Source organism: Bacillus cereus group sp. BfR-BA-01360 (assembly GCF_022663595.1).
Lineage (GTDB): Bacteria > Bacillota > Bacilli > Bacillales > Bacillaceae_G > Bacillus_A > Bacillus_A cytotoxicus.
In genome coordinates this window covers 15693-30163 of record NZ_JAKUFV010000004.1, presented here as the reverse complement: position 1 = coordinate 30163, position 14471 = coordinate 15693, and the positions used below count along the sequence as shown (strand labels likewise).

Genomic DNA, 14471 nt, shown 5'->3' with positions numbered 1-14471 from the left:
CTTTCATTGCCGCTTTTTTTATGCTTGCATAGGCACTGTTTCTTCTTGTACTTCTGGTTTAACAAGCGCATAATTTTCCCACAATCGACTTCTCCAGCGGAAGAACATAATAATCGCACGTGTCCATTCATCAATTGCGATTGCTAGCCAGATTCCAGGAAGTCCCATGTGTAAATAAAATACAAAAAAGTATCCGAGTGGTAAGCTCATTAACACCATAGAAAAAGCTCCGATGAGAACAGGATATTTGGCGTCACCTGCTGCACGCAGTGAATTGATAATAACGATATTCATCGTGCGTCCTGTTTCTAATAGAATGCTGAGTAAAAGAACGGTCGCCCCTAACGCGATTACATCTGGATTATGTGTAAATAATTGCATTAATTGTATGCGGAATGTAATTACGAGAATGACCATACATAAAGTGACAAATAGAGCCCATTTCACACTTTTCCATACGCGTACATAAGCTTCATCTTGCTTACTTCCACCAACTAAACGCCCAACGATAATCGCTGTTCCCATTCCAATCGCGATAGCAAATAAATATGTGAACATGGAAATATTGGTTGCGTATTGTCTAGCGGCTAATGAATCAGCCCCTAAATACGTTGCGTAGTATAGAAAGACAATTTGACAAGCTTGGTACATGACTTGCTCAAAGGCAGAAGGAATTCCGATTTTTAAGATTTTTCCTACATATTCTTTCGATAGAGTAAAGTAATAGGTCAATTTGACGCGGTATTCCATCACACGATAAAGCAACCAGAAGAAGACAATCAATGCGATCAGTCGGCTGAATGCAGAAGATATCGCCGCTCCTTGTACTCCAAGTTCAGGCATACCGAACTTTCCGAAAATCAGCATATAGTTTCCAGCAATATGAAGAATATTCATTCCGAATGAAATAAACATGGCTTGTTTTGTAAATCCATGTACACGAATAATAGCAGCAAGTGAATTAATAATTGCTTGAAGAAAAATTGCTCCGCCAACAATGGATAAATAATTTTGAGCGTAAATTAATACATCACCTTGTAAATTCATTGCCGCCATCATATGTTTTGCAAACAAAAGAAAACCGGCGCTTATTACAAGCCCGACTACCAAGTTTAATGTAACTGCTAGTGCTGATATTTTAGAGGCTTCCATATATCGTTTCGATCCGAGGTATTGAGATACAACAATCGCAGCGCCGTTTCCGATTACTTCCAGTACTAATATTGCAATGTGGAGATATTGATTGGCTGCACCAACGCCTGATACAGCATCATCAGATAATGCACTTAACATAAACGTATCGGCAATCCCCATTAACATAAACAGAAAAACTTCTAAAAAAATAGGCCAAGTTAAGAAAAATAAATTTAACTTCTCCTCTTTTATATCTTTTGCATGAAGAGCTGTCATTACGTCCCCCTCTTTACAAACATTGTTTTTTAGCAAAGTGTATCTTATCATACTTTATTAACACTTGCATGCATTTTGTTGCGTAATTTATAAAGTTTTTAAACGCGATTTTTCTAGTTAGAATGATTATACAAGTATATCTATGTTTATAAGAAGTGGTTATATTTTGATAATTTTAAGTTACGAAAGCGAAAGAAGTTTTTTTGTATTATAAATAGAAAAAACAGTAATATAAAACGTTTACAAAGAAGTTTATAATAACAGAAAATTTTAATGAAATAGAAAAAAGATACCAAAAAATTATATTTATGTGTATAATATAAATTGTTGGAATATACATATATTTCTTTTTGTTCGAAAATGAAAAGGTTAACATTTGTAGGGGGATGGAATTATGAGGAAAAAACTACCGATTTTCGTAGCATCTACGATGGCAGTAAGTATGGTGTTAGGGGCATGTAGTTATCAAAAAGATGAACCGAAGGCAAAAGGGACTAGCGGTAAAAGCGGTGCAAAGCAAGTCTTAAATTTAATTGAAACACAAGAAATTCCAACGATGGATCCAGCTTTATCAGCCGATTCGCTTTCTGCCGAAGTAATGAATAATACAATGGAAGGATTGTATCGCCTTGGAAAAGGAGATAAATTAGTTCCAGGAATCGCGACAGAATTTAAAAAATCAGATGACGGTAAGAAATATACATTTACATTACGGAAAGATGCGAAATGGTCTAACGGAGATCTTGTAACAGCGAAAGATTTTGAATATGCATGGAAGCGAGCAATTAATCCTGATACGGCTGCAAAATCTGCATATATGATGTACGATATAAAAAATGCTGAAAAGATTAATAAAAAAGAAATGGCACCGGATCAATTAGGGGTAAAAGCCATTAATGATTATACATTGGAAGTAGAATTAGAGCATGCTGTACCATATTTTGTAGACTTATTAATATATCCTTTATTTTATCCTGTAAATGAAAAGTATGTAACAGAGCAAGGGGATAAATTTGGACTAGAAGCGAACACAACACTTTACAACGGTCCATTTGTATTGAGTGAGTGGAAACATGAGAGAAGCTTCCAGATGAAAAAGAATCCATCTTATTGGGAGCATAAAGAAGTAAAATTAGAAGAAGTGAATTTTAATATTGTAAAAGACACAGCTACACCGATTAATTTATATGAAACAAAAGCGGTAGATCGTGCTATATTATTGGCAGAATTTATCGATAAATATAAAGGAAAACCAGACTTTAAAACATTTGAAGAAACAACAGTATTCTTCCTTCGTTTAAATCAAAAAGATCCAGCATTAGCGAATAAAAATATTCGTAAGGCCATTTCGCTTGCTTTTGATAGAAAACCATTTGTGGAGACAATCTTAAACAATGGATCTACAGCAGCAACAGGGTTAATCCCGGGAAATTTCATGTTTGGGCCGAATAAAAAAGATTTCCGGGTGGAAAATGGTGACATTGTGAAACCAAATATAAAAGAAGCTCAAAAATATTGGGAAGCGGGTAAAAAAGAGCTTGGTAAAAATGAAATTGAATTAGAATTATTAAATGAAGATGTGGAATTGTCGAAAAAAACAGGTGAGTATTTAAAAGGGGAATTAGAAAAGAACTTACCAGGTTTAACGCTGAAAATAAAGCAACAACCATTTGCGCAAAAATTAAAACTAGAAGGTGCTGGCGACTATGTCATGTCATTCACTGGTTGGAGTGCTGATTTTCCAGATCCAATTTCATACCTTGATATGTTTGTAACAGGTGGCACACAAAATAAAATGGGATACTCGAATCCAAAATATGATGAAATAATTATGAAGGCAAAGAAAAATGGGAACGATGCAAATGCTCGCTGGAAAAGCTTACTTACAGCAGAAAAGATGCTGCTAGAAGATGCAGCGATTGTACCAGTATACCAGCGCGGAAGAGCGTATTTACAAAGAGAAACAGTTAAGGATCTATACTTTCATAAATATGGAGGAGATTTAAGCTTTAAATGGACATCTGTTGAATAATTAAATCATTTCGTTAAAAAGGAAGAAACAGGAGTCAAACGGCTCCTGTTTCTTAATACACACGTTTTTTATAAATATCGTTTCCGCCTACTTGTTTCCAACCAGATTGTATGTCAGAGCTTCGCTTCACAAATTTCAATTTTTCTTTCCTACCGAAAAATTTTTCCCCTATTCCATTTGTAATAACACCAATGAATGCTGTAATTCCGATGACGAGGGCCGCAACAATTGCAAAATCCATAAAAAAAGCAATCATGTAAAAATTCCCCCTTTCTCTCTTTATCATTTATTGTATGAAAAAAAAGATATAAAAGAAAGAAATATCAGAAAAAAACATAAATGAGCTAGACAGTTCATGATAGATTTGATAAAATAAAAGAGAACAGATGTTCCTTTTTGTAAGTATTACATTTGTAAGTTGTTTTACTAAGAAAATGTAAGAAATCCTGTTTTTTATTCAGATTTATTTATGCTGGAACGGGAAAATATATGTGAAAAAAGCTTTAACAATGCGTGATTCCGATATGTAACAGAGGGGTGAATTCGATAGAAAAATACAGTGTTACCATGTTTCGTATTGGAGTAAAGGAGCATTTGGATTTTCTTGTTAGAAAGGAAATTTACTGTATATTTCTTACTGATTCTATTGTATAATGATTATAGAAGTTACTTATTAAAAGTAATTATTATGTGTTTGAAAAATACTTCTTGAGCTGTTGCTTACACGGAAAGCCATTTTTTATTTTCTTGTAAGACAAGTTATAGTAAGGAATTGCTGAAAGTAGAAATTTAAACTGTAATTAGTACAGAAATTGTACTCTTTAAGGAGAGTGAGTCTTGTATGGTAACATTATATAGTTCTCCAAGCTGTACGTCTTGTAGAAAGGCAAAATTATGGCTAGAGGAAAATCATATTCCCTATACAGAACGTAATATTTTCTCAGATCCATTAACGATTGAGGAAATTAAAGAAATTTTACGTATGACAGAAAGCGGGACGGATGAGATTATTTCAACTCGCTCGAAAGTTTTCCAAGAATTAAATGTTAACTTAGAATCTTTACCACTTCAAGATTTATATAAGATGATTCGTGATTATCCAGGTATTTTACGTCGTCCAATTATGATTGATGAAAAACGCCTGCAAGTAGGGTATAATGAAGACGAAATTCGTCGTTTCTTACCACGTACAGTAAGAACATTTCAATTACGCGAAGCACAACGTCTTGTAAATTAATAATAAAGTTATGTATATGAAAACCTTCTACTTATTATAATGAGTAGAAGGTTTTTGTATAAGAAAATATACCAATTATGTGTTATTCATTCGTGTTACGCGGTTTTACGTGCTGAACAATGATTCCGATAGCGAGAACTGTCAAAACGAAAAGGAACGGAATGCCAGCTGTAAAAGTAGGATTTTGATGAAAGAATGTTGCGAGTCGTGCCTCATGTGTAATCATTTTTCCGGCTGTGTAAGCAAGAATCGCTCCGCCGCAATAAATAAGAAGAGGAAAGCGTTCCATCAATAATAAAATAAGTTTGCTGCCCCAAATAATAATCGGAATAGAAATGAATAGACCGACTATGACGAGAAGAATATTTCCGTGGGCCGCTCCAGCGATGGCAAGAACATTATCAAATCCCATGACAAGATCAGCAAATACAATTGTTCGAACAGCTTGAAAGAGAGTTGTTTTTGCTTGAATAGAAGAAAGATCATTGCTATTATCAGTAAGTAAATTGACGGCAATCAGTGTCAGTAAAATGCCGCCAATCAGTTGCAAGAAGGGAATATCAAGTAAATAGACAGCGAGTATTGTGAGAAAAATTCGTAGTACAATGGCTAAGCTAGTACCTATAAAGATGGCTTTGTTCCGTTTAGATTCAGGTAAGTTCCGGCTAGCTAGTGCGATGACAATCGCGTTATCGCCACCTAATACAACATCAATACCGACAATCATAAGTATAGATGTTAAAAAATCTACCCCCATTGTTTTGCCTCCATTATTCTGTTTTAATGAGTGGTTATGTATGGAATACAAAAGTTTCATAAGTTTGATTTCCATGTTTCGAAATCTCACTAAGAAATGAACTGTAGTATATTGTACGGTGTAATTCGTAAATGTATGTCCAATTTTTTCATAAAGGTCGCGAAGGTTTTTATTAACTAATCGTTAAGGTGCTGTTCTTAGGAATCTCCCGCTTCAAACAGCTCGTAAGAGTGTGAAGTGAGGGGAGTTCAAAGAGCTAGGCGGATAACTGTTTTTGCAAAATAAAATAATTTTATTTCCATTCTGGAGAATCTTATCATAAAATGAAAGTACAAGAATCTATTGATTTGTCATATGAGTGGGGAATCCCTTCATAACAATTCCAAATAGGAAGGGAGAGTTGGATTTTGGATATTGAAAGAATTAATGATCATACGATGAAATTTTTCATTACGTACGTTGATATAGAGGATAGAGGATTTAATCGCGAAGAAATTTGGTATAATCGCGAGCGAAGTGAACAATTATTTTGGGAAATGATGGATGAAGCACGTGATTACGATGACTTCTTTATTGATGGACCATTGCGGATTCAAGTACAAGCGTTAGACAAAGGGATTGAAGTGCTTGTAACGAAAGCACAGCTTTCAAAAGATGGACAAAAATTAGAATTACCGATAGGTCTCGATAAAATTATTGATATTCCTCTAGATGAAAGCATTGAATCGTTATTTCAACAAGAATTAGAGGAAGAAGGAACGGTTACGAATTTTAATGAAGATGGAACACTTGGATTTTTAATTAAGTTTGAAGATTTTGAAGATGTTATTTCATTAAGTCATCGCCTAATTTTTGAAGATATAAAAGACCAACTATATTCATTTGAAAATCGTTATTATGTATATGTTGAATTCGATGAAGTGCTACACGATGAGGAAGAAATTGACCGTATTTTAAGTATTATTTTAGAATATGGAGAGGAATCTACTTTAACGATTCACCGTGTGAGTGAGTATGGGAAAGAGATTATGAGCGAACATGCACTTGAGACAATTCGTAAGCATTTTCCTTCTAAAACGTAGGCCGATTTCAATTATATGAAATCGGCTTTTTATATGATGGGTATAATAGGGAAAGTATACTTTCGCTAGTAGAAAGCTTTTTTAGTAAGGGGGGTAGAAATGAAAAATACATTAAAACTACTTTTCTTTTTTGTAGGATTATTTATAGCGTTTGTTTCGTTACGTATGGTTATTGATGTAGCTTTTTATTCAGATGTAATAGGCATACGAAATATTTCGTTTTTAGGTATTACAAGTATTTTATTTACCATTTCAGCATTTTTAATTGGTTGTGTAATTTTCTTAGAAAATAGACACCCTTCTAAAACATTAACATGGCTCATTGTACTAGGCATTTTCCCTGTCATTGGCTTTTTTGCTTATTTATTATTTGGACAAAATTTTCGAAGAAAGCGCATGTTCCAAAAGAAGGCACTTTTGGATGAACAGGCTTTCTTACAGTACAAGGGACATGAAGATTATAGAGAGCGTATTTTACAAAAACATAAACATCAGGAGCTATTATTTCGTTTAGCTGATCGCCTTGGGGCACTGAATATTTCTTTTCAGACGGAAACAAAGGTGTTAACGAATGGTGAAGAAACGTTTCAAGCCATTTTGCAAGGCTTACAAAAGGCGAAGCATCATATTCATATGGAATACTATATTGTGCGCGATGACAAACTTGGGACAAAGATTAAAGATATTTTAATCCAAAAGGTGAAAGAAGGAGTTGTTGTTCGCTTTTTATATGATGCGGTAGGTAGTTTTAAACTTTCAAATGCCTATATTGAAGAATTGAATAAGGCGGGAGTGGAGATGATCCCGTTCTTCCCAGTCCGTTTTCCCATTTTAAATGATAAAATTAATTATCGAAATCATCGAAAAATCGTGGTGATTGATGGGAATGAAGGGTTTGTAGGGGGACTTAATATTGGCGATGAATATTTAGGAGAAAATAAATATTTTGGATTTTGGCGAGATACGCATTTATATTTACGAGGCGAAGCTGTTCAAAGTTTACAATTGATTTTTTTACAAGATTGGTTTTATATGACAGGCGAAGCTGTACTAGCTCCTGAATATTTACAAGCACAATCTGTAGAAGGAGATCATTGGGGGGGCGTACAGCTTGTAGCAGGAGGGCCAGATAACAAATGGGAAACGATTAAACATCTATATTTTGCGATGATTGCCTCTGCGAGAAAATCGATTTGGATTGCTACACCGTACTTTATTCCCGATGATGATATTTTGTCGGCGCTGAAAGTTGCCGCGCTTGCAGGCATTGATGTGCGTTTATTAATGCCGAGCAAACCGGATAAGCGCACAGTCTTTTATGCATCGAGATCGTATTTCCCGGAGTTATTAGATGCAGGTGTGAAAATATATGAATATGAAAAAGGATTTCTGCATAGTAAAGTTGTAATTGTTGATTCTGACTTGGCTTCCATTGGGACAGCAAATATGGACATGAGAAGTTTTCATTTGAATTTTGAAGTAAATGCCTTTTTATATGATACAGGGAGTATTCGAAAACTTGTACAAGATTTTGAAGAGGACTTACAAGTGTCAAGCGAAATTCATGGTGATCATTTTCATAAACGACGCCTGCATAAACGGATTGTTGAATCAACATATCGCTTACTATCGCCATTATTATAAAAAGGTGTTCTGAAGAGAACATCTTTTTTTTCTTTAAGGTAGACAGGAATGAGGACGTATGTTGCAGAATGTAACGAAATGTAGAAAGGATGTGGCGCTATTGTTTGTGGCGAAGCGAGAAAACGGTGAAACAATCCACCTTCTCTATCATCAAGATAAGAAAAAATTGCTTATATTACGAGAAAAGGAACGTTTTTTTTGTCCAGCTTGCGGAAAAGAAGTACAATTAAAATTAGGGAATCAAAAAGTTTGGCATTTCGCTCATAAAAATATCGAGCAGTGCATAGGCTCAGCAGAACCTGAATCAAATTATCATATGAGGGGGAAAGAACAGTTATATAGATGGATCATATCGCAAAAGTTCTGCGCCGAAATTGAGAAGTATCTCCCGGAAATTCGTCAGAGACCAGATATTTTAATAGAGAGGAATGGGAGAAGACTGGCGATTGAATATCAGTGCACGTCCATTTCGGCAAATCAATTACAAAAGCGAACATATGCGTATCAGAAAGCAGGCATACAAATCATTTGGATATTAGGCGGTAACCAATTGAACAGAAATGCTACGTATTGGACTTCTATATCTTCTTTTCATGCTTTTTGTATTCAATCTTATCCTCAACCATATCTCTTATTTTTTTGCCCCGATAAAAAAATATTCCAAAAGTGTATATTTTTGATCCCATTCTCTACGAATATTCATTTTGCACATATCATTCCTTTTTCTATACGAACAAGTACATTTGAAAATATTTTTCAGCAAATTCCTTTTCCAAAAGGCGTGTTAGAAAGAGTATGGCAAAATAAAAAGAACTACTTTCGCATGCACGCTCTACCCATTTGGAATGGTCATCAGAAAGCATTGCTTCGTATGTTCTATCAACTGAAAATTTCTCCATCTATTTTTCCCTCTGAAATTGGAGTTCCGCTCCCATCTGCTTTTTCATTTCAAACATCGCCCTTTATATGGCAAGCGTTTCTTTGTCTAGACTTTATGGAGAATTTTAAGCGTGGAGACTATTTTTCCTTACATGCTGTATTTTCTTATGTAAGTAACAAGCGTAACTTGAAAAGACGAATCTTACCGTATTTTCCGCAACATGTATGGAAATTAGCTATTATAGAGTATATGGATTTTTTATGTAGCGCTGGAATAATTGAAAAAGTAGATAAGTATAAGTATCGAAAAGTAAAAGGAATTACGATATTAAAAACAGAGAAGGAAATAAAAGAATATGATACGATTTGTCTAGCACATGCCATATCGCTATTTGAAGCAAAGTATAACATGTGAAATAGAAAAAAGGATATAATAAAAGGGTACCCAGAAGGAATTACATAAGAATCATCGAAATTAAGTAAAGAGTTTAGAAGGAGGGTCTATTCATGTCGGAACAAAATGCAGGAAAAGTATTACCAGATCGCAGTGAAATTGAAGAAAAAAATACGTGGCGTTTAGAAGATATCTTTCAAACGGATGAAGCGTGGGAAAAAGAATTTCAAGCCATAAAAGAGCTATTACCGAAGTTAAATGAGTTTAAGGGTAAGCTTGGTGATTCTGCCGAGTCCTTATTAGCAGCATTACAATATGAAGATGAAATTTCTATGCGGTTAGGAAAATTATATACATATGCACATATGCGTTACGATCAAGATACAACCAATTCTACTTATCAAGCACTCAACGATCGTGCGATGAACTTATACTCACAAGTTTCCAGTAGCACAGCATACATCGTGCCTGAAATTTTAAAGATTTCACAAGAACTGTTACAGTCGTTCTTACAGGAAAATAAAGAATTACGCGTGTATGAACATGCATTAGAAGAGATTACACGTCAGCGTCCTCACGTATTATCTGAGGCTGAAGAATCATTGCTGGCAGAAGCGGCTGAAGTCATGAGTTCTTCAAGTAATACATTTGGGATGTTGAATAATGCGGATTTAAAATTTCCATCGATTAAAGATGAGAATGGAGAGGAAGTAGAAGTTACGCATGGTCGCTATATTCAATTTTTAGAGAGTGATGATCGTCGCGTGCGCCATGATGCTTTTCATGCTGTGTATGAAACGTACGGGAAATTTAAAAATACATTTGCGAGTACTTTAAGTGGTGCGGTAAAACGCAATAACTTCAATGCTCGCGTACGCAAATATGATTCTGCACGTCAAGCAGCATTAAGTAACAATCATATTCCGGAAACGGTATATGATCAACTTATCGAAACCGTACACAATCATTTACATTTATTACACCGTTACATTGATATTCGTAAACGTGCATTAAAACTCGATGAATTACATATGTACGACTTATACACTCCTCTTGTACCAGAAGTGAAAATGAATGTGAAATATGAAGAAGCACAAGAGATTTTATTAAAATCGTTACATGTTCTTGGTGACGAATATGTTGACATTTTAAAAGAAGCATATGAAAATCGCTGGGTAGATGTATACGAAAATAAAGGGAAGCGTAGCGGAGCTTATTCATCTGGAGCATATGGAACAAACCCATATATCTTAATGAACTGGCATGATAATGTAAATAACTTATTTACATTAGCGCATGAATTTGGTCATTCTGTGCATAGTTACTATACAAGAAAAACACAACCGCACGTGTATGGAGATTATTCCATCTTTGTGGCTGAAGTTGCTTCTACATGTAATGAAGCGCTTCTTAATGACTATCTGTTAAAAACAACAGAAGATAAAAAAGAGCGTTTATATTTATTAAATCATTATTTAGAAGGATTCCGCGGAACAGTATTCCGTCAAACGATGTTTGCGGAATTTGAACATATCATCCATCAAAAGGTACAAGAAGGTCATGCAGTAACACCAGATATGTTAACTGAAATTTACTATGACTTAAATAAAACATACTTTGGAGATGCCGTAGTAATTGATAAAGAAATTGGATTAGAATGGTCCCGTATCCCGCATTTCTATTACAATTACTACGTATACCAATATGCAACAGGATTTAGTGCAGCGACTGCTTTATCGAAACAGATTTTAGAAGAAGGAAAGCCAGCAGTAGAGCGCTATATTAATGAATTCTTAAAAGCTGGAAGCTCCGATTATCCAATCGAGGTATTGAAAAAAGCAGGGGTAGATATGACATCACCAGAGCCTGTTAAAGAAGCATTACAAGTATTTGAAGAGAAGTTAAATGAGTTAGAAGCTTTATTATTTGAAAAGAAATAATAGTGAATGCAAAAAGGCGAGAGTGAGGACTCTCGCCTTTTTGCATTAGAGACCTTTAAATCGCTTCCTATAATTGAAATAAGAAAGATTTGTGAGAATGACCCCGAATAAAAGGGGGAGAGCAATCATTTTAGGAAAAGCTTCTAATAAAGAAAGAATGTATAAGAAAAAAGAAATGATGATCCCGAAAAAAAGTAGGAAAATATGGATTTTTTTCATAAAAACACCTCCTAAATTACTTTTTCTATAGCTTATTCAGTAATGAAAACGTTTAGAATGTGACAAAAGTGTGAATTTCGACAAAAGTGCTTGTCATCTGACGTCGAATCTTGTAATATAATAGACGTGAACGAATTCACATACAAACATATACCCCTTTGTTTGAACGTGAAAATTTCTCCCATCCCCTTTAATATTTTTATAAGCCGTAAAGAAAAAGACCTGGTGTTTACACCAGGTCTTTTTCTTTTTTAATCCATTTCCAATAACGTACACATCTCATTTCAATCATTTGCACTTTTCTTTTGAGAGATAATTTCTTTAGCTCCCGTTCTATTTCTTGCTGCGAGCATTCATAAATAAAGGAAAGTTCTTTAGAAGATATGAACTGAACCATTTCTAGTAATCGTTCTAGTGGTGGTAATGGCACTGGTTCCATTTCACATTTTACAAGTTCTTTTAAGAGCTGAACATATACATCATAAGAATAAATGCCGGCAATTTTGATGCCTTCTTCATCTGAATTTGCATGAAAAAATACGAGAGAAGGAATCTCGGTAATATGCATTTCATTTGTAAATTTTAAATCGCATTGAAATGCTTTTTTTGCACTAATAGAATGTAAGTCTTTTTGAAATTCTTCTGCATCAATCCCGCTTTGTTTCGCGCATGTTAGCAATACGTTTGCATCAGGCTTTAATACATTTTCAAGAAAAATGTACTCCTGGAGTTTTCGCAAAAACCTCGAACCTGCTTTTCGACCTTGCAACTCCGCTGCCTTAATGGCAAGCGAGGCTAAATATGGTGTAGATGCGGCCTCTTGCATATGAACTTTTCCATCACATGAAAATCCATGCAAGCTCGTTGTTTTTTCCCACACAAATCGAATATTAGCAGGTTTATTCCATTTGTGTGAGGAGGGAGTTGCTCCGTCTACTTTTCCAGTTAATATATGTCGTATCGAAAAGTACCCTCCATATTCAAGACATAGTTTCATGACAATTGACTCGATTTCCCAGCAGTCTTTGCAAAGTGGATCAACAAACAAATAGGCTTCTACAGATTTATGTTCACAAGTGGAAGAAGAAGGCATACGCATATGCTTTGCTTCTTGTTTATCCATCACGCTTCACCTATTTCATCTGGAGTGTTGACCATATGTTGTGCAGTTAATGCTAAACGTTCAAAAACAAACTCTCGAATCGGTCCTTGTATGCCTGTATCGTCCATTGCTTGCTTCATACATGATAACCAGGCCTTCGCTCGCTTTGGTGTAATCTCAAAAGGGAGATGACGCGCTCGTAACATCGGATGCCCGTGTTCTTCTGTATATAAGTTTGGACCGCCTAAATATTGTGTTAAAAATTGTTTCTGTTTTCTCGCCGTTTCTGTTAAATCGTCTGGGAAGATGGGAGACAAGTCAGGGTGTTTGCTAACATAGGAATAAAATGTATCGACTAATGTTGCAATGCCTTGTTCACTACCAATCGCTTCAAATGGTGTCATCGGTTGCTTGCTCATCCTTTATAAGCTCCTTTTTCCATCAAGTGTATATTTATTGTAGCAATGGATTGTTACGAAGAGCAACTAAACAGTTTTCCTCCAATCCCTTGCTTATTGTATGTTTCTTGAATAGGTGTATAAATTTAAACGCAAGTGATTACGCATCACTCTTTTTTCCAAACGACAGGGAGTCCTTTGGAATCTAGTTAATAGGATTTCCAGCAGCATAGCATATTCGCTGCTGGAAATTTCAATTTAGCGTGCATCGCTTTGTTTTGCAAGAAAAAAGCGTTGTACTTTATTTTTTGTATGCCGAACAGGGATATTGTATTGATTTAACAAGTGAAGAAAATCAACCTTTCCAGTTAGCTCGTCTTGTACTTCGTATTCAAGTTCATAATCATCGTGATTGTAATAGAAACTATGATCAAATACAAGTATCCCCCCTTTAAAAGTGGTTTCTGCTCTTTCTGTTGTTAAACTTCCCATATACGTTAAAGAAGAAACAGGGATTTGTAAGGCTTGCAGTTGTTTTAATACAGCCCCTGGAATGAGGTGATTTGTTTCGAGCATTGTTTTTGCTTCTTCTTGTGTTAAAGATTGATGAGTTTCAAGCAATCCTGTTTGAGCTGGTTGTTTTAAAGTAAGTGTATAAGTGCCATTTTTATAACGAATACGAAGAGCGGAGCCCGCTTGCTTTAAAGCAAAGTTAGGTGTTTCAAAATAATGATTGACTTGTTTTGTAAATGTTTGAATAGAAAAGGCATCACATAATACCGAAAATTCTTCTTTTGTTACCATATTTTTAAATTCAATTTCAATTTCTTGTGTCATTTGATAAGCTCCTTTATAAAAGTCATCCTTTAGACATTATCTCTTTTTCATAAAATTGGTTCAATGTTTTATTTGTTTGCGTCCATGTTATGATACAATAATAGTGTTGAGTAAGACAGGATGTTGATATGGAGGAGTTAAAGCATGCAAAATAAAATTCAAGTTAAGAGCGTAAAAGAAAGAGAGAATGCTCTTATTTTTTGTGCAGAAAATACTGAAATAGAAGTAAAGGAATTAACAGCACGTAACCATGTACTTGTAGACTCAGATCACTTATCATTTTTATATATTTTAGAAAATGAATCATCTTTCGTATATGTAAGCATTCCGCATACATGCTGGGAAGCGATGCGTGAAGCAATGCAACAAGATAAGAAAATGTTCGTTCATGTAAATGATATGGAGATTGAATTAGAACAATTAAAAGAAGAGTTGGAGTATTTAATTCGTAATATTGAAGGTAATGCAAATTATGGTGAAGAACTTGTGTCAGCGGTAGAGAAAGTATTTCTATAAGGAAATGGATTGACTTTGGTGGTG

At 34.9% G+C, this 14471-nt stretch carries 13 protein-coding genes; 7 read left to right on the top strand and 6 right to left on the bottom strand.

Annotation, left to right across the window (positions count from 1 at the left end; genetic code table 11):
• Window positions 1–18: 18 nt before the first annotated feature.
• Entirely contained in the window at window positions 19–1461 is a 1443-nt protein-coding gene (locus MR056_RS05395; protein WP_081428351.1) for an MATE family efflux transporter, read from the bottom strand.
• 343 nt (window positions 1462–1804) lie between these two features.
• Between MR056_RS05395 and MR056_RS05390 the strand changes: the two genes are divergently transcribed.
• Window positions 1805–3442: a peptide ABC transporter substrate-binding protein gene (locus MR056_RS05390; RefSeq protein ID WP_011983990.1), complete on the top strand. Its 1638-nt coding sequence runs from the start codon at window positions 1805–1807 to the stop codon at window positions 3440–3442.
• A 52-nt stretch (window positions 3443–3494) separates the two neighbouring features.
• Here the strand turns inward: MR056_RS05390 and MR056_RS05385 are convergent, their stop codons facing one another.
• Window positions 3495–3698 (bottom strand): hypothetical protein, encoded by a 204-nt coding sequence (locus MR056_RS05385; protein WP_011983991.1) that lies wholly within the window; start codon window positions 3696–3698, stop codon window positions 3495–3497.
• Window positions 3699–4283: 585 nt separating this feature from the next.
• Here MR056_RS05385 and spx point away from each other — a divergent pair.
• Window positions 4284–4679 (top strand): transcriptional regulator Spx, encoded by a 396-nt coding sequence (gene spx / locus MR056_RS05380; protein WP_000258267.1) that lies wholly within the window; start codon window positions 4284–4286, stop codon window positions 4677–4679.
• An 82-nt stretch (window positions 4680–4761) separates the two neighbouring features.
• Here spx and MR056_RS05375 read toward each other — a convergent pair whose 3' ends face one another.
• Entirely contained in the window at window positions 4762–5436 is a 675-nt protein-coding gene (locus MR056_RS05375) for a TerC family protein (RefSeq protein ID WP_011983992.1), read from the bottom strand.
• Window positions 5437–5843: 407 nt separating this feature from the next.
• Here MR056_RS05375 and mecA point away from each other — a divergent pair, with 407 nt between their 5' ends.
• The 4 genes from mecA (at window position 5844) to pepF (ending at window position 11375) form a co-directional block, all read left to right on the top strand.
• The gene (mecA, locus tag MR056_RS05370; RefSeq protein WP_242136524.1) at window positions 5844–6518 is read left to right on the top strand and encodes an adaptor protein MecA; all 675 of its coding nucleotides are present in this window, start codon (window positions 5844–5846) and stop codon (window positions 6516–6518) included.
• 99 nt (window positions 6519–6617) lie between these two features.
• Window positions 6618–8162 (top strand): cardiolipin synthase, encoded by a 1545-nt coding sequence (gene cls / locus MR056_RS05365; RefSeq protein ID WP_011983994.1) that lies wholly within the window; start codon window positions 6618–6620, stop codon window positions 8160–8162.
• 91 nt (window positions 8163–8253) lie between these two features.
• Window positions 8254–9456: a competence protein CoiA gene (locus MR056_RS05360; RefSeq protein WP_109090165.1), complete on the top strand. Its 1203-nt coding sequence runs from the start codon at window positions 8254–8256 to the stop codon at window positions 9454–9456.
• A 92-nt stretch (window positions 9457–9548) separates the two neighbouring features.
• A complete protein-coding gene (gene pepF / locus MR056_RS05355; protein WP_011983996.1) occupies window positions 9549–11375 on the top strand; it encodes an oligoendopeptidase F in 1827 nt (608 codons plus the stop codon).
• A gap of 448 nt (window positions 11376–11823) precedes the next feature.
• Here pepF and MR056_RS05350 read toward each other — a convergent pair whose 3' ends face one another.
• From MR056_RS05350 to MR056_RS05340, 3 genes are all read right to left on the bottom strand, one after another.
• Window positions 11824–12717: a ClpXP adapter SpxH family protein gene (locus tag MR056_RS05350; protein WP_011983997.1), complete on the bottom strand. Its 894-nt coding sequence runs from the start codon at window positions 12715–12717 to the stop codon at window positions 11824–11826.
• The gene (locus tag MR056_RS05345) at window positions 12717–13115 is read right to left on the bottom strand and encodes a globin domain-containing protein (protein WP_011983998.1); all 399 of its coding nucleotides are present in this window, start codon (window positions 13113–13115) and stop codon (window positions 12717–12719) included. Before MR056_RS05345 ends, MR056_RS05350 begins: the two co-directional genes overlap by 1 nt.
• Window positions 13116–13352: 237 nt before the next feature.
• Window positions 13353–13931, bottom strand: a complete 579-nt coding sequence (locus MR056_RS05340) for a CYTH domain-containing protein (protein ID WP_011983999.1) — start codon at window positions 13929–13931, stop codon at window positions 13353–13355.
• Between the two features lie 144 nt (window positions 13932–14075).
• On the opposite strand from MR056_RS05340, the gene MR056_RS05335 reads away from it, so the two are divergent.
• Window positions 14076–14447: a UPF0738 family protein gene (locus MR056_RS05335; protein WP_011984000.1), complete on the top strand. Its 372-nt coding sequence runs from the start codon at window positions 14076–14078 to the stop codon at window positions 14445–14447.
• Window positions 14448–14471: the final 24 nt, after the last annotated feature.

What these genes read in the sequence shown, in the direction of transcription:
- MR056_RS05350 (WP_011983997.1), bottom strand. Translation starts at nt 12,717, where the DNA reads ATGGATAAACAAGAAGCAAAGCATATGCGTATGCCTTCTTCTTCCACT.
- MR056_RS05375 (WP_011983992.1), bottom strand. Translation starts at nt 5,436, where the DNA reads ATGGGGGTAGATTTTTTAACATCTATACTTATGATTGTCGGTATTGAT.
- pepF (WP_011983996.1), top strand. Translation starts at nt 9,549, where the DNA reads ATGTCGGAACAAAATGCAGGAAAAGTATTACCAGATCGCAGTGAAATT.
- MR056_RS05340 (WP_011983999.1), bottom strand. Translation starts at nt 13,931, where the DNA reads ATGACACAAGAAATTGAAATTGAATTTAAAAATATGGTAACAAAAGAA.
- MR056_RS05345 (WP_011983998.1), bottom strand. Translation starts at nt 13,115, where the DNA reads ATGAGCAAGCAACCGATGACACCATTTGAAGCGATTGGTAGTGAACAA.
- MR056_RS05390 (WP_011983990.1), top strand. Translation starts at nt 1,805, where the DNA reads ATGAGGAAAAAACTACCGATTTTCGTAGCATCTACGATGGCAGTAAGT.
- MR056_RS05395 (WP_081428351.1), bottom strand. Translation starts at nt 1,461, where the DNA reads ATGATAAGATACACTTTGCTAAAAAACAATGTTTGTAAAGAGGGGGAC.
- MR056_RS05335 (WP_011984000.1), top strand. Translation starts at nt 14,076, where the DNA reads ATGCAAAATAAAATTCAAGTTAAGAGCGTAAAAGAAAGAGAGAATGCT.
- cls (WP_011983994.1), top strand. Translation starts at nt 6,618, where the DNA reads ATGAAAAATACATTAAAACTACTTTTCTTTTTTGTAGGATTATTTATA.
- spx (WP_000258267.1), top strand. Translation starts at nt 4,284, where the DNA reads ATGGTAACATTATATAGTTCTCCAAGCTGTACGTCTTGTAGAAAGGCA.
- MR056_RS05385 (WP_011983991.1), bottom strand. Translation starts at nt 3,698, where the DNA reads ATGATTGCTTTTTTTATGGATTTTGCAATTGTTGCGGCCCTCGTCATC.